This window comes from Eudoraea algarum, assembly GCF_050589645.1.
Classification (GTDB): Bacteria; Bacteroidota; Bacteroidia; order Flavobacteriales; family Flavobacteriaceae; genus JBNGOQ01.
This window is the reverse complement of sequence record NZ_JBNGOQ010000005.1, coordinates 289,486-310,480: the sequence shown is the minus strand read 5'-3', so window position 1 is coordinate 310,480 and position 20,995 is coordinate 289,486. Positions and strand designations below refer to the sequence as shown.

Below are 20,995 nucleotides of genomic sequence, written 5' to 3'. Positions count from 1 at the left end.
ACCCTTATAGTCATTGGAACCTTTTGTAGTATCGGCCCGGAAATACAGACCTCAGACCTTTAAGGATGTTGTGGGACAACAGGCCATTACCAATACCCTGCTCAATGCGATAGAAAATGACCATCTTGCCCAGGCATTGCTCTTTTGTGGGCCCCGTGGGGTAGGTAAGACCACATGCGCACGGATTTTGGCAAAAAAAATCAATGAGGAAGGTGGAGAATCCTCCAACGAAGATTTTGCATTCAACATCTTTGAACTCGATGCCGCTTCCAACAATTCTGTGGACGATATCCGTAGTCTTATCGATCAGGTGCGTATACCGCCACAGGTAGGCCGGTATAAGGTGTACATTATAGATGAGGTACATATGTTGTCCCAATCTGCCTTCAACGCCTTTCTGAAGACCCTGGAGGAACCTCCTAAACATGCCATTTTTATTCTGGCCACTACGGAAAAGCACAAAATTATCCCGACCATACTGTCTCGTTGCCAAATCTTTGATTTTAAAAGGATAACGGTGAAGGATACGGCCCAATATTTGAAATATATTGCCGAAAACCAGGGGGTTGAGGCTGATGACGATGCCCTTCATATCATTGCACAAAAGGCAGATGGTGCCATGAGGGACGCGCTTTCCATTTTTGACCGAGTGGTAAGCTTTTCGGGTAAAAAACTTAGTCGCAAGGCAGTAACGGAAAACCTGAACGTATTGGATTACGATACGTATTTTAAGGCTACTGATCTGATATTGGAGCACAATATCCCCTCCTTATTGCTCTTATTGAACCATACCTTGGCCCAAGGGTTCGACGGACATCACTTTATTTCGGGATTGGCGTCGCATTTCAGGGATCTTATGGTATGTCAACACCAGGATACCATTTCACTTTTGGAGGTAGGCGAAGAAGCCAAGAAAAACTATTTGGAACAGTCCAAGAAGGCATCTAATACCTTCTTGCTCAAAGCCATAGATATCGCAAATGACAGCGACCTAAAATATAAGACGAGCAAGAACCACAGGCTTTTGGTAGAACTTGCCTTGATGAAACTGGCATCCATCGATTTCGATGGGGAAAAAAAAAATCCTAAGCCGCTAACCACTTTTGATAAAGGCAAAGATGCCTTGGTTCCGGCTTCATTTTTTAAGACTGCCCCCCTTGTGAAAAACAAGGAAGTACCTATTGTGGATGCGGTTGCTCCACCTCAGGATGCCCCTCAAAAGCACATTGAACCCCTCCAGGAAACGGAGCCTCATGACCTCACAGTATCGCAAGACCAAGGGGAAACCCTTTCGGAAGCCATTACGGCCACACCGGTAAAACCCGTGGCAACCACACCACCTGTGGCGGAAAAAATTAAATTGGATATTCAGTCCAAAAGGGTCTCGGCACTTTCCATATCCAGTCTAAAGGCAAAGAAAAAACACGAACTCAGCAAAAAGGACGAGACCATAGACGAGGCCACCCTTCCAAAATCGTCCTTCACCGAAGCGGATATGCAGCGCCACTGGGCAGATTTTGTGCGTGAAATTGATCAAAAGGGGCAAAAAATATTAGCGTCCAACCTCAATACGGATGTCCCAAAACTGCAGAACGAGCATACGATTTGGATCGAATTGCCCAATGGCACGATGAAAAAGGAAATTGAAGGGGAACGTTATCACCTTTTAACCTATCTAAAACAGAAGCTCGACAATCATTTTATCAATTTAAAAATTACGGTGAACGAGGAAACCGCAAAGAAGTTTGCCTTTACCCCGGAAGAAAAGTATGAAAAGCTGAGGGAAAAGAATCCGGCCATAGACCTTCTTAGAAAGGAATTTGACCTAGACCTTTAATTTTCCCGCATACTTGATCCTAAGCGCGTAGAGTAGCATGACGCCCGAAACGATAAGCAATCCCAAAGCCTCTCTTCCACGCTCTATATTTACAATATCCCCTTGGCCAATGCGAACACCCTGGAAGTTTTCCGGCCATATGAAAAATGCCCCGAAAAGGTAGGCCACAACAAGGGAAGCGGCAATCCAATACCTTAATTTTCCCAGTAAAAACAGGACAGAGGCCAAAGCCGCCAATCCATATATGACATACCATAGCCATGCATCGGGATCATTATACTGTACGTAGGCGGCCCAAAGGAATACGCCGCTAAAAAAAATAGCTAGAATTTTAAAGAAAGTTTTCATCGGTTATTTGTTTAAAACATGATTTTCCAAAATAGTAAAAACCTCGGTAGCCTCTACCTTAGGCTGTGTTAGCAATGCTGGGTTATTGCTGATCAGTACGGGATAATCTTCCTCCCTTTCGGGCACTCGTCCATGAGATCCCCTGATAAGTGAGGCGTTGAGAGGGATGATGTCCATCACCGTTCTAAAACCCAATTTCTTTTTGGCCAACTTCAGCATCACTTTGGGCATCACCAGTTTGTCCTTGGGATCGGTGAACATTTCAACAGGATCATAGCCTGGCTTTTTATGGATATCCACCGTTCTTGCAAAATCAGGCGCTTTCTTATCCTCCAACCAGTAATAATAAGTAAACCAAGAGTTTGCATCTGCCACCACCAACAGGTCACCGCATCTGTCATGGCTTAGTTTGGCTTCGGCTATCCCCGCATCATCCAGAACCCGGTCCACTCCGGGAATCTTCTCCAATTGGGCCTTGAGCTGTGGTTTGATCGATTGGTCGTTCAGATAGATATGTGCTATTTGATGGTCGGCTACGGCAAATGCCTTGCTCGCGCCCATATCCAAGAGTTCCAATCCGCGTTCTTCCCGTATGGACAGGTATCCTTCAGATCTTAATATTCTATTGAGGTGTACAGGGTGGTCCACGTTCGTTATCCCATATTCGGAAAGCAGCACAATATGGGCCTGCTGTTGTTCGTAATGTGCTATTAATTGTTGCACCACCCCATCTATTTCCCTAAGGTCCTTGCCGATGCCATCAAAGGTATTGCCGTATCGCTGTAGATTGTAGTCCAAATGGGGAAGGTAGACCAGACTAAGGGTCGGATTGTGATACCTATCGGTCCGTATAGCCGCATCCGCAATCCACTTGCTGGACTTAATGGAGGTCTTTGGTCCCCAAAAATGGAACAAGGGAAAAGTACCCAATTCCTCTTGTAATTGATCCCTGAGCTGGGAAGGGTAGGAATAGACGTCCGGTATTTTTCTTCCATCGGCCAGGTAGTTGGGCCTGGGCGTTACGCTGTAGTCCACGGTAGAATACATATTGTACCACCAAAAAAGATTGGCACAGGTGAAATCCGCATCCTGTGCTTTTAGCTTGTCCCACAATTTATCGCTTTGGACCAATTTGTTGGACTGTCGCCAAAACTTTGTCTCGCATTCTTCCTTAAAATACCACCCATTTCCTACTATGCCGTGGGCAGAGGGCCATTTCCCTGTTAGGTAGGTAGCCTGTGCCGTGCAGGTAACAGCCGGCAGTACCGGGCTGATCGTGCATGCTTTTCCCTGGTTAAGAAAAGATGTTATGAACGGGGTATGTTCACCGATAAGTCGATGTGTAAGCCCCACCACATTAATCACCACGGTTTTCTTCATCTATACGCTAAAAGTGTATTTTTAAACCAATCCATTTCCCTGACTATGCTGTCCGAAAGATTGGTTTTCAAGGCTGCCGGGAGCACGTCCCAGGTATAGGTCTCAATTTCCAAGTGTTCCGAAACCTTATGGCTCTTTAGGTATTTCACCACTTTTATTATTTGATCTTGCGTAGCAAACAGCTTTTCGAATCGCTCTAGAAAAATAGGGACATGAAAATGTGCCCTCAATTCCGAAAAGTCCTTTTTATCCTTTAAAACCAGGGGCAGGTCGCCATAGGTCCTTACCGTATCCCCATTTTTTTCCGTTACCTGGTGCAGGTAGGTAGGTTCATTGAAAAGGGCCAATGCTTCCCATATTTGTTCGCTATCCGCTTCGTTAAAAATAATCTTTAATGCTGAACTCACCTGTATCTTCCCCACTTGGATGCCTGCATTCCCAAACTTCCGAAAACTGACCTCCGGTTCTTCATAGGCCAAGGAAAAATGGCAAATATCATAACATACATTGATATGGCGGTGTACAAGGTTCTCTACCACAGCTTCCCCGGCTTTCATGCTTTCCTTGGCTATGGGCAACAGATACTTTTCAAAAAAATGCACCACTTCATCACTATTTTCCAATAGACCGTCCGGTTCCGGTTCTATATCCAAATGCAGGTACCTTCCCGTATCCCTTTCTATTTGATGTAAGTGCGCAACAATTTTGGCCAGGTTGGCTGCCCCTTTTTTGAGAACTTCTTCCGTTTCGGTGGTATTTGCATGCCAATGTCTATAACTTATAGGAGAGGTAGAGATTCCCCCAGATAGCCCCTCAGGCACCAAAAGTGCCAGTTGGTCAAACAACCGCTGGGTGTATTGCACCCTTTCGTCCGTGGTCCAATCCGGTGCGTGAACCATATCCTTTACCGGTTCCTTGTGGAAATTACCATAGGGAAAGCCATTCATGGTGAAGACGTATAGCTGATTTTCCACCAACCAGGCCTTGAAATCCATCAAATTGTCGCCTTGTCCCAGTTCTTCGCTGGCCTTGTTGGACAAGCGCAGGCCGATGCCAAAAGGAGCACTGGGCGAAACTTTGCTTTTTACCTCTAAAACATATTGTTCTAAACTTTCAAAGGTCTGTCGCCAATCATCACCCGGGTGAATATTGGTACAATAGGTAAGGTGATACAAATTGTTTACTATCATTTTAGCCGTGCGCCCCAAGTTGGGCAAGATTGTTTTGCATATTCACCGCCTCCCTCATTTTGGGGAGGTCTATCTCATGGACATCGTGCTTTTCTCCAATGCCTGAAATCAGGGTAATGGTAAGTTGTCCGCCCAAGTGTTCCCTAAACTCCTCTATGCCCGCTAACAGCTTGTCTATTTCCTTAGTGCTCTTTAAAGGTAGTCTAAGGTCAAAGCCCACTTGCTCCAAGACCGTAATGGCCCGAAGCAGCACAGCTTTTTCAATTAACCCCATAAGGAACGCATAGGTCATGTCCAAGACCATACCTATGGCCACCGCTTCCCCATGTCGTATGCCGTAAGCGGTCATATCCTCTAACTTATGTGCCGCCCAATGTCCAAAATCAAGGGGCCTGGAAGATCCATTTTCAAAGGGGTCTCCCCCTTCTGCGATATGCTGCATATGAATTTGGGCACATCTATAAATCAGGTATTGCATACATTCCATATCCCTGTCCCGAAGCTTAGCGGCATTTTGTTCGATATAGTCAAAAAAGTTGCTGTCCTTTATCAGGGCAACCTTAACCGCTTCCGAGATACCGGCAATCCAATCCCGGCGTTCCAAGGTAGTCAAAAAACGAAGGTCGTTTATTATGGCATAAGGTGGGGCAAATGTCCCCAAAAAGTTTTTCTTTCCAAAGGTGTTAATTCCATTCTTTACCCCTACCGCCGCATCATTTTGCGATAGGACCGTTGTAGGAATACGGATCAGTTTTATGCCCCTATGTGCAATGGCAGCGGCATATCCGGCCATATCAATAACAGCACCACCCCCTATGACCACCACAAAGGAATGTCTGCAAATATGGTTATCATTTATAGCCTTCAGGACCCTATCTACATTCCCGTGATCGTTCTTGCTGGTCTCCCCTCCCGGAACAGTGAGCAGTGTTGTGAGTTCTAAGGTTTCACTATGTGTTTTGCAATAGCTACTTATATCGCCCAAAATACTTGGATGATGTTCCTCAACCCCATCATCCACAACAAAAACTACTTTTACCCTTGTCCCAGACCGGTATCCCATTACAATATCCTTGAACATGGCGTTCTTTACGGAAAACAAACTTTCAGTGAAATGTAGTTTATAGTTAAACGCTATTTTAAAGGACTGCTCTATAGGTGAAAATGGTTTCATGTCAAATGGGTTAGGTAACGGCAAACAGTTTAGAAAGTAACATGGACAACGGCAGCAACAAAACAATTAAACCGGCCAAAAGCAAATTGGAAAAACCTACCGCAATGGCCGCATCAAGTACTATTAAGGCCAGAACTCCCGATATTACCGCCTGTTTTATGTTTCCAGGAGAATTGTTTTGGTAAGCCCTCCATAACGGTCCATAGACCAAAATGGCAAAAAGGGTCAAAAAGGGAATAACTTCCAACATATTACTCGTATTCTGAAACGCTAACACCATAACTGCTAAAATCACGATGGCGTATAAAACACCGGCCAAAATAATGTGCCTCTTATTGTTTCCATGCACTTCTCCCCTACTTATAAGGGTTATTGCAGCAATGTAGACCAAGGGAATTCCAGCATATGACCAATGGATCAGGGTTCCAAAAATACCCATTCCCAGTAATAAGTTCAATCCCCTGCAGATGCCCATATTGATCGGCCCTAGAAGGGCGTACTTTTTAGAAAAAGAATCATAGAGCACTATGGCCAGTGCTAGTATAACGGCCAAAGTGCCACAAAGGACGTTTACCCAAAAGGCCAGCAATATCCCTGCTAAAAGTAGGGAAAGCCCATAAAAAGAGGCCGCTTTTACAGAAACAAGTCCACTGGGGATAGGCCTTTCAGGGCGTTCCTTTCGATCAATTTTCGCATCGAATACATCGTTCAACACGACCCCTGCAGCATATAGACAAACCGAAGAAGCTATCAAAAATACCAGTTTTAATGGAATGTCCGGGCCAATTGAAGAAAAATCGAAGCTTGAGCCATAGGCTCCTGCAATCGCCGAACCTGCCAAAATATCGGCCATTGCCGTTGGAAGATTGGCCGGACGGGCAAGTCTTAAATACCCCTTGAAAACCGCGTTCATTTACGTTATTTTATCGGGATCCACCACTTTGGGCTGCTGGCCTCTTAGTACACTATTATCGTTAAACAGTTTGGTCTGGTCTACCCCCTTGGGTTGCAACCAATCGGATTCCTTCATTTTGCCATTTTTGCCAAAAGCATCCAGGGCGTTTTGATAACATGTTTTTACCACATCGATCCTGGGAATGCCACTATTGATCATTAAATTGGCAGTTTTTGGAACGGCCAGGGGATCGCTCACTCCCCAATCTGCGGAACTGTCCACAATGATGTTATCGCTCCCGTATTTCTTGACCACGGCAACCATACGTTCATTGCCCATTTTGGTTTTTGGATATATCGTAAAGGCGGCTATAAAACCTCTATCGAGTACGTCTTTCACCGTTTCTTCATTGTTATGATCAATAATGACCATGGAAGGGTCCAGGCCGTGCTCCAAGCAGACTTCCATACTCCGAAGCGTTCCTGCTTTTTTATCCCTATGGGGGGTATGTACCTGGACTACCATATTGAGTTCCTTAGCCATTTCCAACTGAATCCTAAAGTATTTATCCTCTGCGGGGGTTTGATCGTCATAGCCAATTTCCCCAATGGCAACTACGTTTTCTTTATGCATATATAGGGGCAAGAGTTCAATGACCTGTTCCGCCAAGGCCTCATTATTGGCCTCTTTGGAATTTAGGCCAATGGTGCAATAATGCCGTATTCCGAACTGACTGGCCCTAAAGGGCTCCCAGCCTACCAGACTACTGTAATAATCCTGAAAAGAACCCACTTGGGTACGCGGTTGGCCCAACCAAAATGAAGGTTCAATAAGGGCAACTATTCCTGCTTGGGCCATGGCCTCATAATCATCCGTCGTTCGCGAGGTCATATGTACATGAGGGTCAATGAACATCATTTTGTTTTCCATACTCAATTCTTTAAAGTCTCCCAAGTTAGTTGTTTGTCCCGAATCCGTGTTACCAAATGGGGATATCTTTTGATCAATACTTTGGCTTCCGGTTTGTCCGAATCGCTACAGCAAAGTACTCCCGCCATGTTCTCCACAGGGTTATGGCTCTTCAATAAACGTTCCATGTCCTGCAAGAGTACCTCGTTCAAAAAAGCGCCGACCGGGCGCCAAAAATAAGGGTCAATATCCCTTGATGCGGCCCAGCGTTCGTGCGCATAGTCCGATATGATCCGGGCAAGTTCGCTATTGGCCCTTTTATCGATAGCAACAATGTCCTGCAAGTTCTGTTGCATAAAAGCCGCTTTTAGATACATCTGGTTCCATTCCTGATCATTAAAATATAGGGCAGGATAAGGGTTTTTTAAAGCGATGGCATTAAAAACGGTTGCGATGTTGGTTCTTAAGGCCTCCACCGCGGTGCTTTTATAGTTTTGGGCATTGGGTAGCAGGACCAGAAATTTGAGCAGTGCAATCAGTTCCTCGGTATCCGCCACTTGAATGATATTGGCCACCTTTGGGGCAAAAAATGCCTCATTATGCCCTAAGACCTCGGCCAAGAGGTAAATCCTGGCCACTTGCTGCATATTACCGCGTTGAACTTTTAGGTATTCCAGTAAATCGGAGTCGCTGTTGTCCAAAGCAAGTGCGGTACTCCGGTCTACCTTGGATGCTATTAAACTATAGGTTAGATACAACTCCCGAGCAGATTCTTCCTCAATGATCTTCTCGATCTTATCACGGAACCAAATTTTAGTGTCATTGTCCAGACCACTCTCTACAATTGTGGCCAACTGTGTACGTACATTTTCCAATCGCATGGCAGCACTTATAAACTTAGAAATTATTCTTGATTGTTCGGGAATCCTGCATTCTTATACAATCCACGATAAGGATATAAAAATAAAACTAATTCTTATTGAAATGCACAAAACTTCGACATATGTACCTAGAATTATCATAAAGTGCGAGCTCTGCATTATGACCTTAGTTACATTCTTTCTATTTTTGCCCAAAAACAGGGCAATGCTAGGCTTAAAACTACCCACAGACCCACGTTGGGTAAATATTGTGGAAAAGAATATTGAGGAAATCCTTACAGATCATGCCTACTGTGAGCAGAAAGCGGCAAGTACGGCCATTTCCTTGATTATTGGGTTTCCGGAAAAATCCGAACTGGTACAGGAAATGACGGCCTTGGCCCGAGAGGAAATGGCCCATTTCAAAATGGTCCATGACAGGATTATAGCCCGTGGCTGGACCTTGGGTAGGGAACGCAAGGATGCCTACGTGCTGCAACTCATGAAGTTCTTTCCCAAAGGTGGTAGCCGAAATACGCATTTGGTCCACAAACTGTTGTACGCAGCGCTAATCGAGGCGAGGAGTTGCGAACGTTTCAGATTGCTTTCAGAAAACATCCAAGATCAGGAACTGGCCACCTTCTATCGCGACCTCATGGTAAGTGAGGCCAATCATTATACCATGTTCCTGGCCTTTGCCAGAAAATATGGTAATCGCGAAGAGGTCGATAAAAAATGGCAAGAGCTTCTGGTGTATGAGGCTACAATCATGAAAGACCTGGGAAAAAAAGAGACCATACACGGGTAGTCCTACTATAACAGAGGGTGCCAGGTCTGGGATATTATTGGGTTTTGTTCAACCAGCCATCACCAAAGTGGTACAAGGTTTTGATCATGCCGTCCGATAGGCCTATTTTGGGCACATGGATCTTTTTTGCCCCACTCCATTTGGCGGCCGATAAATAGATCCGTGCTGCGGGAATGATAACATCTGCCCGATCGGGATTAAGGCCCAATTCCAACAGTCTGTCCTCGTAGCTCATACTTTCCAAAAATCGGTATTGTGCGTTTAACCAGATATAGGACAAGGGCTCCCCTTCCTTTCTCCCGGACATCTTGTGCAGTTTGTTGATGTTGCCTCCGGACCCAATTATGGATATTGGGGACAGATCAACGGTATGTTGGGCTATCCAATCTTCCAATTGTTCCCAAGTAGCATCGGCGACCATTTCGTTCAGAAGGCGCACCGTGCCTATCTTAAAGGATTTTGATACCCGTATTTTGCCCCTTGTGAAAACCGTAAATTCCGTACTTCCGCCGCCCACATCTATATACAAATAGGCCCGATCTCTTTCAATCAGTTCTTTCAAATCCGTTGAGGCAATAATAGTGGCCTCCTGTTTTCCATCTATAATGACGATCCGGATTCCGCTCTCCTGGTGGATTCTTTCAATAATCTCCGAGCCATTGGACGCCTCGCGCATAGCGGAGGTGGCACAGGCCATGTATTTTTCCACCCCGTGAACTTCCATTAATAGTTTAAATGCCTTCATGGTCTTCACCATGCGTTCCGTATGGTAATCCAATATTTTACCTTTTGTAAAGGCATCCTCTCCCAACCTAACGGGAATGCGGATCAGTGCACTTTTACGGAATTTCGGTTCCTGTTTGCCCTCTTCCAGCACATTCTGGATCAAAAGTCGGATGGCATTGGAACCGATATCTATAGCCGCAAATTTTCTGACCTTCAAAACAATACGGTTTAGGAATTTAACTTTTGTAGGTAGTAGTCATACGTGGCAAACTGGGACCTTACCTTAAATTTGTCGTTTTTTCGGTAAGCATTGTCCTGTTTTTCCGTAAAGACCCTGGCCTTTACATTATCGTTCCATGAGATCTCAAAGGTTTCGATCAACTCCTGTTTTATCTCCGGATCATAAATAGGACAGCCTACCTCCACCCGGTAGTCCAGGTTACGTGTCATCCAATCGGCAGATGAGATATATACTTTCGGGTCCTGATCGTTCCCAAAGATAAATACTCTGGGGTGCTCCAGAAACTTGTCCACCACGCTAATGGCCTCAATATTCTCGCTCATGTCCTCCACTCCCGGAATTAAGCAGCAAACGCCCCTGACGATCAATTGAACCTTAACCCCTGCCCTACTGGCCTCATACAATTTGTCTACCATTTTGTATGAGGTCAGGCTGTTCATTTTTATCCTAATAAAGGCCTCCTTGCCCACAATGGCATTGGCAATTTCGTTTTCCATCAATTTTTCGAATACATTGCTGGTATAGTGGGGAGAGACGATAAGATGTTTGTATTTTTTGATCTTATAGGTGGTTTCAAAGAAATCGAACACCTTGTTCAATTCCTTCAGGATTTTGTCATTTGCCGTAAACAAGGTGTAATCTGTGTAAATTTTGGCCGTGGATTCATTAAAATTGCCCGTGCTTACAAAACCATATCTCCTAAGTCCTTTATCTTCTTCCCGTTCGATCAGGCAAATTTTGCTGTGTACCTTAAGGCCCGGTACCCCAAAGATCAATCGGATTCCCTCTGCCTGTAGTTGCTCCGCATATTGAATGTTAGCCTGTTCATCAAAGCGGGCCTGCAACTCTATCTGCACCGTAACCTGTTTTCCATTCTTTGCGGCATTGATCAAGGAAGCCGCCACCTGCGAATTGTTGGCCAAGCGATATACGGTAATCTTGATACTTTTCACCTTGGGATCCAAGGCTGCTTCCCTCAAAAATTTTATGACATAGGAAAAGGTATGATAAGGGGTGTACTGCAAATAATCGCGCTGGGAAATCTGTTCCAAGACGCTGCCCTCCAAATTGAAGCCTTTGACGGGAAGTGCGGTGATCTTTTTATACATCAAATCTTCCCTGCCCAGACTGGGAAAGCCCATATAGTCCCTTCTATTGTGATAACGCCCGCCGGGAATAACGCTATCCGTATCCGCTATATGCATTTTCTCCTTGAGAAATTGAAGCGTATCCCTTGCTATGCTCTTGTCATAAACAAAGCGGACAGGGTTGCTGATCTTGCGGTGCTCCACACTGCTGGATATCTTTTCGATAAAACTTTTACTCAGATCGTTGTCCATATCGAGTTCGGCATCCCGGGTAATCTTGATCATATGGGCCGAGATGGACTTGTAATCGAACATATTGAAGATGCTATCCAGCGAGTACCGGATCAAATCGTCCAGTACGATGATGTGATTTTTGTCGCCTTCCTTGGGAAACACCACGAAACGGTCTATCCCCTTTGGAATCTCTATGAGGGCATAGCGCAATTCCTTTGACGGTTCCGGCGGGGAACCATCCTCCGTTTTCAATACTATTTTTACAGCCAGGTAGGCCGCGGTATCATTTAAGGTAGGAAAGCGCGTAAGGTCATTTAAAATAATCGTCATTAGGACAGGGCTCACCTTTTGCGCAAAATAATTCTTCGCAAATTCGGCCTGCTCCTCGGAGATTTCGGTTTCATTGATCATAAAAATATTCTGGGCCTCCAGTTCCCGTTCAATATCTCCTAGAACCTCCAAGCTTTCGGCCTGTTGCTTAATAACGATTTTGGTGATTTCTTCCAACAGATCTTTTGCCGTTTCCCCTCCCAACACGCGCTTGCCCGACTTCCCCGCGTCAACAATCCGCTTTACCGTGGCATAGCGCACCTTGAAAAACTCGTCCAAGTTATTGGAAAATATGCCGAGAAACCGAATGCGTTCTATGAGAGGGACCTTTTTGTCCGCACTTTCCTGCAATACCCTTTCATTAAAGCGCAACCAGCTAATTTCCCTATTAATGTATTGGTTTTTGACTTTCTTCATTATCTAAGTTGTTTTGGGAAAAGGGTATGTTTGGTGATGCCCTTATCTGCATCTTTCCAGTGGTCAATATTGAAATTTATCTGTACCAGGCCAGAGGTGGGAACATTGTCTATGGAGGTACTGCCATAGGTATTGGCCACATTGGTAAAGGCATAATTGTGCCCAAATAACATTACCGTATCCAGGGTGTCGTCCAAATTGGTCACGAAGGTAAAGACGCTCTCCCCTGAAAAATCGTACAGGAAATCGGTAAGCTGAAAGGAAGTAAAGGGGAAATCGAGTCCACGTAAAAAGATCATACAGGTGTGCAGTGCCCTGTTGGCAGGGCTGGAAAAAATGGCATCGGGAAGTACGCCCAGAGATTTAAATTCTGAAAGTACCAAATGGCCATCCCGAATTCCCCTTTCTTTCAGGGGCCTATCCTTGTCATTGACTTGATACTCCCAAGAGGACTTTCCGTGCCGTACTAAAATTAATCGCTTCATTATTGCTAGTTGATGGTCTGTGGGTTTCTGGTTTAAGAACCTACCATTTTTTATTGCTAATTGTTCATTGTTTACTGCTAACCGTCAATGGTCCACGTTTAAAGGTTCGAGATTCTTCGCTTCGCTGCGCTCATCTCTGAATGACAATGCACATTGATTTGTCATTCCGAGCCTGCGAGGAATCTCTGGTACCATTACCTACTGCTTACTGTCTACTGCCTACTGCCTACTGTTATAAGTTTCAGGTTCAAGGTTGGGCATTGTTTATTGATCATTGATTATTGCTAATTGTTCATTGATGCCTACGGTGCCAAACGTTCTATTTTCCAGTTGTAATCCGCTTGTAGGTTATACCGTATTCTGTCATGCAGCCTATTGGGTCTGCCCTGCCAGAACTCTAGGGAAACTGGTTTAACGATATATCCGCCCCAAAAGTTTGGTCTTTCTATTTCCTTGCCCTCATATTCCTTTTCCAGTTTTCGCAGGCCTTCTTCCAATTCCTCGCGAGATTGGATCACGGCACTTTGGTCGGACACGATAGCGCCCAATTTACTGCCTTCCGGCCTCGATTCAAAATACCCATCGGACAAATTAGCCGCTATTTTTTCGACCTTCCCTTTTATGATAATTTGCCGTTCCATATTGGGCCAAAAAAAAGAAAGGCATACATTGGGGTTCTTGGCTATGGCCTTCCCCTTTTCACTTTCGTAGTTGGTGTAAAAAATAAAGCCCTCAAAGGTGTATTTTTTTAGCAGGACTACCCTGTTTTTTGGAAAACCGTCCAAACCCATGGTGGAAAGCGTCATCGCATTGGGTTCATCCACGCCCTCGGAAGCTTCCACCTCATAGAACCATCGCTGAAAAAGCTCCATGGGATTATCGGAAATGGAATCCTCACTAAGCGCGCTTTTGGTATACGTTTTCCTATAGTTTCCTAGGTCCTTTTGCATTTTACATCAATTCAAAAACAAGATAAACAAAGTTGGGCAAAAGATGGCAAATTGCGCACATCAAAACTCGAACACTTTTCCATCATCCGACAGTTCCACCCTATCAAAAATTTCTTGGGCTTCCTCCTTAAAAAGGTAAATGGATTTGTAGCGTGTGGAATAATGGCCCAGAATCAATTGCCCCACCCCCGCCGCCTTGGCTATGGAAGCGGCCTCTTTGGCGGTGGAATGCTTTGTTTTTGTGGACAAATGGGCCTCCGAATCCAAAAAGGTAGATTCGTGATAGAGGACATCCACATTTTTAATCATTGGCACAATTTCGGGGGCATGGCCCGTGTCGCTGCAATAGGCATAGCTCTTTGGTTTTGGCGGGTCCAAGGTGAGCTCCGCGTTCGGTATCAGGGTACCGTCGTCCAATGTTATGTCGTCCCCATTTTTGATGCCATTATAGTTGTACTTGCCTATTCCATATCGTTGTACCTCGGCCAGGTTTAACTTACGAGGGCCCACTTTTTCGCGGAACAGGAAGCCATTGGTATATACCCTGTGCTTCAAAGGAATGGTAGTAACGGTAAGTTTGTCGTCCTCCAAGATGCGTTCTGGTTTTTTTGAGGTCATTTCGTGGAAGATCAAAGGATAATCGGTCCATGAGTCCCCTAACTTCAAAAGCAGGGTTATGGCCCCTTTGATACCCTTTGGGCCATAGATATGCAATTCCTTCTTCCTTCCCAATAACCTAAAAGTGGAAATAAGACCGGGCAGGCCAAAAAAATGGTCGCCGTGCAAATGGGAAATAAATATGTGGTCTATCTTGGAAAATTTTAGCTTGCTCTTGCGCAGTTGTACCTGTGTGCCCTCCCCGCAGTCTATCAAAAAAAGCTGTCCCTTCAGTTCAAGGATCTGTGCTGTGGGGTTCGTTAGGGTACGTGGTGTAGCGGCATAACAACCCAGGATGTGTAATTTCATATGTTGGTTCCTGGTTTAGGGTTAGAGGTTCAAGGTTTCTGGTTTAAGGTTTAAGAACGGGTCATTTTTTATTGCTTATTGTTCACTGCCCATGTTTAAAGGTTCGAGATTCTTCGCTTCGCTGCGCTACGCTCTGAATGACAATACGCATTGATTTGTCATTCCGAGCCTGCGAGGAATCTATGGCACCATTACCCAGCCCTGCTGCCTGTTGTTCACTGCCAACTGCCTACTGTTATAGGTTTCTGGTTTCAGATTCAAGCTTGGGCATTGTTTATTGTTCATTGCTTATTGTTCATTGTTAACTGCCGGATAAAATACATCGCGCCATACGCCTAGCGCCGAGCGCATTGCCAATTCATCGTTCATCACTCAACACATAAAACCCAACACTGCCAACTGCCCACTGCTAACTGTTTAAGGTTTGTGGCGTGTAGTCTCTGAGGTCCTCTGGGGTAAACTTGCCCTTAAAAGTAAACGCATATGGGGTCTCGCCGTGCGTATTGAGGTAACTTAGCCTAAGTTTCGCCTCGGCTACCGTGGGTATGGTTCCTTTTTTAATATACCAGAATGCCATGTGCATTTCCTGCATAGCACTAAACCACTCCTTTCTTCTTGTAAAAATGGCCACGTGGTCGGATTTGTACGTAAAATTGAACAAATCTTCCATAGAGGTCCAGACCGACATGTTGACGATGATAAAATCATCTTCGAAGGCTTGGATAGCGGTGGCATTGTTATTTTCATCCTGCAAGCGCCATACAAAGCCCTCACTTTGTTCGGCCAAGGCATTGATCCGGTCCAGGTTATTGACAAAATCGGCCATTACCGGACTGTCCATGGGTGCAAGCGCCCTTGCAATATTAATTTGAGCCAATTGATATTCCTCCATAAAGTTACAGATCCAGATCCCGTTCTATTTCTTCCATTTCTATAATGTCCTTAGCCTCCCGTACCGTGGGTACCACACAGACCTCATCGGGAACCTCGTCGAAAGACACCTTATTGGTGACTAATACAAACGATTTCCCTGAACCCCTATGGGTATTGGACAGTTCCAGGAACTCCAGTACATCCCCGGCAGTAAATCGGGAAAAGGAAAAAAGGTTTACAATAATATTGTCATTCTTTAATTTGGGATACGCCTTGTTCAGGTTTTCCAAGAATTGCCGTAATGAAATATCCTCTTGGAAAACTATGGTGGTAGTACCTTCTTTGTCAAAAATCATACGCCGTCTATTTTATTTTTGAAGCCAATAAGTATATCACAGCCATGCGAATGGCCACTCCGTTCTCAACCTGGTTCAGTATAATGGACTGGTCAGAATCTGCCACATCGCTGGTTATTTCCACGCCACGGTTAATGGGTCCGGGATGCATGATCACTATTTCCTTATCCAAGCTGTTAAGTACTTCCTTGTTGATACCATACTGCTGCGTATACTCACGCGTAGTGGGAAAATAGCTAATGTCCATCCTTTCGTTCTGTATGCGTAACATATTGGCCACATCGCACCAGTTCAAGGCCTTTCTCAGATCGGTCTCCACTCCAATGCCCAGGGATTCAATATGTTTGGGAATCAAGGTCCTAGGGCCGCACACCTTAACCTGTGCACCCTGCAGTTTTAGGGCAAAAATATTGGAGAGCGCCACCCTTGAGTGCAGAATGTCCCCTACGATTACCACATTTTTGCCACCCACATCGCCCAATTTCTCCCGGATCGAAAAAGAATCCAAAAGGGCCTGGGTGGGGTGTTCATGTGCACCATCGCCCGCGTTGATGATCGCCGCCTTTATATGTTCGGACAAAAAGATCCCTGCTCCGGGGTTGGGATGGCGCATGACCACCATATCTACCTTCATGGACAGGATGTTGTTCACCGTATCTATAAGGGTTTCCCCTTTTTTTACCGAAGATTGTGCCGCCGAAAAATTGATGACATCCGCGGACAGACGTTTCTCGGCCAACTCAAAGGAAAGCTTGGTTCGGGTGCTGTTCTCAAAGAAGATATTGGCAATGGTAATATCGCGTAGGGAGGGTACTTTCTTGATGGATCTATTGATGACCTCCTTAAAATGATCTGCCGTTTCAAAAATAAGCTGAATATCCTTTTTTGTAAGGTATTTGATTCCCAACAAGTGCTTTACACTTAATTCGCTCATTCTTGCTTATTTACTTACCAAATATATCAGATCCTGTCCATCATTTTCTTCCCACATCACTTTCACTTTCTCCTCATTGATTGCATCTACCTGCCTTCCTCGATAGTTGGGTTGTATGGGCAAATGTCTGCTAAAACGCCTATCGATCAAGGTCAACAATTCTATTTCCTTAGGTCTTCCGAAGGATTGGATGGCCGTGAGGGCCGCCCGGATGCTTCTTCCGGTGTACAGGACATCATCTATAAAGACCACTTTTTTATCATCTACCAAAAAATCGATCCGCGTCGTGTTGGCCTCCAGGGTCTTTTCTCCCCGACGAAAATCGTCCCTGTAAAAGGTAATGTCCAAAAATCCCAGATTTATTTCCTTTACGCCGTATTCCTCCTTTAGTATTTTGGTGAGTCTTTCGGCCAAAAAGATGCCACGGGGCTGTAGGCCCACAAGTACCGTATCCTTGAAATCCAAATGATTTTCCAAAAGTTGACAGGCCAAGCGGTGTAGTATAATGTGTATCTCTTTTGAGGAAAGCAGTACTTTTTGACTCATAGGTTAGGTGCCCAACACTTTTGCAGTACAAAAATAGGGATTTCTCCCCAAACTTCTTTGGACATATTGGACATCCGAAGCTGTAAAGGTTAAAAATTGGACCCAACGTTCTGTGGGGCCAACAAAAAAGCCCCGACCAGAGGCCAGGGCTTTTCCTTGTTTATTGCAGAAAGCTTACTTCTTCTTGGAATCGGCTTCCATTTTGTCCTTTAAGGCCTGCAATTTTTCATTGGCATCCCCCAATGTGGGTTTGGCCTCGTCAGCACTGGCTTTGGCTTTTTTGGCCGCTGCCCTTACATTACGTTGCTCTTCTTCCCTAAAGATTGCGGTATGGCTAGCCACTACACGCTTAAACTCCTTGTTGAATTCAATGATCTTAAATTCTGCTTCCTCACCTTTGCCCAATTTTTTGCCATCCTCTTTTTCCAAATGACGCTGTGGAACAAAAGCAGTGATATCATCATTAAAATCTATGGTTGCACCTTTATCTACAATCTCAGTGATAGCAGCTTTGTGCACGGTACCCAGGGCAAATTCTTTCTCGTACTTGTCCCATGGGTTCTCTGTGGTCTGCTTGTGGCCCAAGCTTAATTTGCGACCGTCAACATCGAGTTCCAATACCTCAACTTCCAAAGTATCGCCCACCGTCACAAATTCGGACGGGTGCTTCACTTTTTTGGTCCAGGAAAGGTCGGAGATATAGATCAATCCGTCTATTCCTTCCTCCAGTTCTACAAATACGCCAAAATTGGTGAAGTTCCTTACGATACCTTTGTGTCTGGAACCTACAGGGTATTTGGTAGTAATATCGGTCCAAGGATCCGGGGTCAATTGCTTGATGCCCAAGGACATTTTTCTGTCTTCACGATCCAAGGTGAGCACTACGGCTTCTACGGCATCGCCTACCTTAACAAAGTCCTGCGCGGAACGCAAGTGGGTAGACCAGGACATTTCCGAAACGTGGATCAATCCCTCAACGCCTTCGGCTACTTCAATAAATGCACCGTAATCGGCAATGACCACTACTTTGCCTTTCACCTTATCGCCTATCTTGATCTCTTCGCTCAAGGCATCCCAAGGATGTTTGGACAATTGTTTTAGACCCAATTGGATCCGTGATTTGTTGTCATCAAAATCCAGGATGACCACGTTCAATTTTTGATCCAATTCCACCACTTCGTTCGGGTGATTGATCCTGCTCCAGGACAGGTCGGTGATATGTACCAATCCGTCTACACCTCCAAGGTCGATAAACACCCCGTAAGAGGTAATATTTTTTACAACCCCTTCCAGTACTTGTCCCTTTTCGAGCTGACTGATGATCTCTTTCTTCTGTTCTTCGATATCCGCTTCGATCAAGGCTTTATGGGAAACAACAACGTTCTTAAACTCGTGGTTGATCTTTACCACTTTGAACTCCATAGTCTTCCCAACGTACTGATCGTAGTCGCGAATAGGTTTCACATCAATTTGGGAACCTGGCAAGAAGGCCTCGATGCCAAAAACATCAACGATCATTCCTCCCTTGGTCCTACATTTTACGAAACCGGTCACTACCTCTTCCTTGTCATGGGCGGCATTTACCCTATCCCAGGCCATAATGGTCCTGGCTTTTCTGTGGGACAATACCAATTGTCCGCTTTTATCTTCGCGTATGTCTATCAACACCTCTACCTTGTCACCAACCTTCAAGTCCGGATTGTAGCGGAACTCGTTCAAGGAAATGACACCTTCGGACTTCGCATTGATATCAATGATAGCTTCCCGATCGGTAAGGTACACCACGGTACCTTCTACAACCTCCTCATCGGCGGTATCCACGAAATTTTCTGCGACCAAGGTCTCGAACTCCTTTAGTTTGGAATCTTCAACGCGCTCAATTCCCTGCTCGTACTTTTCCCAATCAAAACTTTCCAAAAACTCTTTAGGGTCCTGTGCAGGGGCTTCTACTTTTGTTTCTTGTTTAGCTTCGGTAACTTCTTCTGCCGGAGCTGTTGTTTTTTCTTCAGCCATTTGCTGATTTAAATTTGTATCCCAAGGTGTTACAAGAGTTAAACAATTACCTTGGAAGGATTATGGTTTTCGTTTTATACCTCCCTTTTCCTCTTGAAATTTTGTCAAAAAGGAGTGCAAAAATACAATTAATAAATGGTTTTACAAACCTAATCCCCAGAAGCTTGGAACCGGACCTACTATTTTAGGGGATTTCTGTTAAAATCTTACTAGAATTTGTATCTTGACACCTAAATATTAACCATTTTAAAAAGAACAAGTATGAGTGTTAAAGCGAAGTACCAAGGCGTTTTGAGCCTTGGCGAACAATTAGGGATAAAAGATGGAAATGTCACCGAGGAAGGTGGTGTTCTGAAGATAAAAGGCGTGGCCAATACCCCTTACGAGAAGGACCTTATATGGGACAAAATTAAGGAGCTCGGGGGCGAAAACCCTTCGGATATCAAGGCCAACATTGGCGTATCGGATGATTCGGTGTATCACAGGCATGTGGTGAAAAGCGGGGAGTCCTTGAGTAAAATTGCGAAGCACTACTATGGCGATATGATGAAATACAAGGAGATTTTTGCCGCCAACACCAATATATTGAGCAATCCGGATGTAATCCATCCCGATCAGGTCTTGGTGATTCCCAATGCTTGATCATCTATAAAATAAAGGGGGCTGAACGGCCCCTTTTTTATTGCTTTTCGATAACCCGGAGAGCGTAACCGTGAATGCGCTCAAATTGTTCCTTTAGGCCCATATCGCTATTATCAAATTCAATGGCATCCTCAGCTTTCTTCAGTGGGGAAAATTCACGGTGGGAATCTATGTAGTCCCTATCCTGTACGTTTTTGAGGACATCGGCATAACTTAGTTTTTCTCCTTTGTCCAATAGTTCCTTATAACGTCTGGTAGCTCTGGCCTCTGGAGAGGCGGTCATAAATATTTTTAGTTCCGCCTCGGGAAAGACTACGGTCCCAATATCACGACCATCCATTACAATACCTTTCTCCTTCCCCATCCCCTTCTGCATATCCACCAGTTTTATCCTTACTTCCTTGATGGTTGCTACCTTGCTCACCTGTCTGGAAACGTCAAGGGTCCGAATCTCCCCTTCAACGTTTTCATCATTGAGGTACATCTCGGCAAAGCCCAGTTCAGTGTTGTAGACAAAATTCAGCTCGATCCCCGGCAGGGACTTCACCAAGGCATCCAAATGTTCCGTGTGCCCCCCTACATAGCCTTTTCGCATGGCATGGAGGGTCACAGCCCTGTACATAGCGCCTGTATCGACATAGATATATCCCAAGGCCCGCGCCAACTCTTTGGCAATGGTGCTCTTCCCTGTGGAAGAGTAGCCATCAATTGCTATGGTGATTTTTTGCATGCCCAAAAATAGGTAGAAATAGGGAGTTCCTGCACAGGCGATATCAAATTTTATCGGACCGTT

The 20,995-nt window shown here is 45.0% G+C and carries 21 protein-coding genes; 3 read left to right on the top strand and 18 right to left on the bottom strand.

From position 1 onward, the window contains the following. Positions 1-13: 13 nt before the first annotated feature. A complete protein-coding gene (locus ACRD67_RS19710) occupies positions 14-1,837 on the top strand; it encodes a DNA polymerase III subunit gamma/tau (protein ID WP_430969010.1) in 1,824 nt (607 codons plus the stop codon). Here ACRD67_RS19710 and ACRD67_RS19705 read toward each other — a convergent pair. From ACRD67_RS19705 to ACRD67_RS19675, 7 genes are read right to left on the bottom strand one after another with little or no spacing between them, the layout of a single operon-like run. After that, positions 1,826-2,185 (bottom strand): transmembrane 220 family protein, encoded by a 360-nt coding sequence (locus tag ACRD67_RS19705; protein ID WP_430969009.1) that lies wholly within the window; start codon positions 2,183-2,185, stop codon positions 1,826-1,828. The genes ACRD67_RS19710 and ACRD67_RS19705 overlap by 12 nt on opposite strands. 3 nt (positions 2,186-2,188) lie before the next feature. After that, positions 2,189-3,565 (bottom strand): alkaline phosphatase family protein, encoded by a 1,377-nt coding sequence (locus ACRD67_RS19700; RefSeq protein WP_430969008.1) that lies wholly within the window; start codon positions 3,563-3,565, stop codon positions 2,189-2,191. Then, a complete protein-coding gene (gene eboE, locus ACRD67_RS19695; protein ID WP_430969007.1) occupies positions 3,562-4,755 on the bottom strand; it encodes a metabolite traffic protein EboE in 1,194 nt (397 codons plus the stop codon). The genes ACRD67_RS19700 and eboE overlap by 4 nt, the downstream gene beginning before the upstream one ends. 1 nt (position 4,756) lies before the next feature. Further along, positions 4,757-5,929 (bottom strand): 3-dehydroquinate synthase, encoded by a 1,173-nt coding sequence (locus ACRD67_RS19690; protein ID WP_430969006.1) that lies wholly within the window; start codon positions 5,927-5,929, stop codon positions 4,757-4,759. A 10-nt stretch (positions 5,930-5,939) separates the two neighbouring features. Further along, entirely contained in the window at positions 5,940-6,842 is a 903-nt protein-coding gene (eboC, locus tag ACRD67_RS19685; RefSeq protein WP_430969005.1) for a UbiA-like protein EboC, read from the bottom strand. Next, positions 6,843-7,754, bottom strand: a complete 912-nt coding sequence (locus ACRD67_RS19680) for a TatD family hydrolase (protein ID WP_430969004.1) — start codon at positions 7,752-7,754, stop codon at positions 6,843-6,845. Between the two features lie 2 nt (positions 7,755-7,756). Continuing rightward, positions 7,757-8,614 (bottom strand): EboA domain-containing protein, encoded by an 858-nt coding sequence (locus ACRD67_RS19675; protein WP_430969003.1) that lies wholly within the window; start codon positions 8,612-8,614, stop codon positions 7,757-7,759. Between the two features lie 205 nt (positions 8,615-8,819). On the opposite strand from ACRD67_RS19675, the gene ACRD67_RS19670 reads away from it, so the two are divergent. Then, positions 8,820-9,401, top strand: coding sequence for a MiaE family protein (locus tag ACRD67_RS19670; RefSeq protein ID WP_430969002.1), 582 nt, complete (start codon positions 8,820-8,822; stop codon positions 9,399-9,401). A gap of 34 nt (positions 9,402-9,435) precedes the next feature. Here the strand turns inward: ACRD67_RS19670 and ACRD67_RS19665 are convergent, their stop codons facing one another. The 10 genes from ACRD67_RS19665 to rpsA form a co-directional block, all read right to left on the bottom strand. After that, the gene (locus ACRD67_RS19665) at positions 9,436-10,344 is read right to left on the bottom strand and encodes a Ppx/GppA phosphatase family protein (RefSeq protein ID WP_430969001.1); all 909 of its coding nucleotides are present in this window, start codon (positions 10,342-10,344) and stop codon (positions 9,436-9,438) included. 11 nt (positions 10,345-10,355) lie between these two features. Beyond that, complete coding sequence (gene ppk1 / locus ACRD67_RS19660; RefSeq protein ID WP_430969000.1) at positions 10,356-12,437, bottom strand: polyphosphate kinase 1; 2,082 nt, start codon at positions 12,435-12,437, stop codon at positions 10,356-10,358. Beyond that, positions 12,437-12,922: a SixA phosphatase family protein gene (locus ACRD67_RS19655; RefSeq protein ID WP_430968999.1), complete on the bottom strand. Its 486-nt coding sequence runs from the start codon at positions 12,920-12,922 to the stop codon at positions 12,437-12,439. Before ACRD67_RS19655 ends, ppk1 begins: the two co-directional genes overlap by 1 nt. Positions 12,923-13,224: 302 nt before the next feature. Next, on the bottom strand, positions 13,225-13,872 hold the full coding sequence (gene pdxH, locus ACRD67_RS19650) for a pyridoxamine 5'-phosphate oxidase (protein WP_430968998.1): 648 nt from the start codon (positions 13,870-13,872) through the stop codon (positions 13,225-13,227). A gap of 60 nt (positions 13,873-13,932) precedes the next feature. Next, entirely contained in the window at positions 13,933-14,838 is a 906-nt protein-coding gene (locus tag ACRD67_RS19645; RefSeq protein ID WP_430968997.1) for a ribonuclease Z, read from the bottom strand. A gap of 409 nt (positions 14,839-15,247) precedes the next feature. Further along, positions 15,248-15,730 carry a DUF3291 domain-containing protein gene (locus ACRD67_RS19640; protein WP_430968996.1) on the bottom strand — a complete coding sequence of 161 codons (483 nt, stop codon included), beginning with the start codon at positions 15,728-15,730 and terminating at the stop codon, positions 15,248-15,250. Positions 15,731-15,734: 4 nt separating this feature from the next. Then, positions 15,735-16,067 (bottom strand): ribonuclease Z, encoded by a 333-nt coding sequence (locus ACRD67_RS19635; protein WP_430968995.1) that lies wholly within the window; start codon positions 16,065-16,067, stop codon positions 15,735-15,737. Between the two features lie 7 nt (positions 16,068-16,074). Continuing rightward, positions 16,075-17,001, bottom strand: a complete 927-nt coding sequence (locus ACRD67_RS19630; protein WP_430968994.1) for an aspartate carbamoyltransferase catalytic subunit — start codon at positions 16,999-17,001, stop codon at positions 16,075-16,077. A 6-nt stretch (positions 17,002-17,007) separates the two neighbouring features. Next, entirely contained in the window at positions 17,008-17,547 is a 540-nt protein-coding gene (gene pyrR, locus ACRD67_RS19625; RefSeq protein WP_430968993.1) for a bifunctional pyr operon transcriptional regulator/uracil phosphoribosyltransferase PyrR, read from the bottom strand. A gap of 174 nt (positions 17,548-17,721) precedes the next feature. After that, positions 17,722-19,560, bottom strand: a complete 1,839-nt coding sequence (rpsA, locus tag ACRD67_RS19620; RefSeq protein ID WP_430968992.1) for a 30S ribosomal protein S1 — start codon at positions 19,558-19,560, stop codon at positions 17,722-17,724. Positions 19,561-19,821: 261 nt separating this feature from the next. Between rpsA and ACRD67_RS19615 the strand changes: the two genes are divergently transcribed. Beyond that, entirely contained in the window at positions 19,822-20,202 is a 381-nt protein-coding gene (locus ACRD67_RS19615; RefSeq protein WP_430968991.1) for a LysM peptidoglycan-binding domain-containing protein, read from the top strand. Between the two features lie 37 nt (positions 20,203-20,239). Here ACRD67_RS19615 and cmk read toward each other — a convergent pair whose 3' ends face one another. Then, positions 20,240-20,932: a (d)CMP kinase gene (cmk, locus tag ACRD67_RS19610; protein WP_430968990.1), complete on the bottom strand. Its 693-nt coding sequence runs from the start codon at positions 20,930-20,932 to the stop codon at positions 20,240-20,242. Between the last annotated feature and the right edge of the window lie 63 nt (positions 20,933-20,995).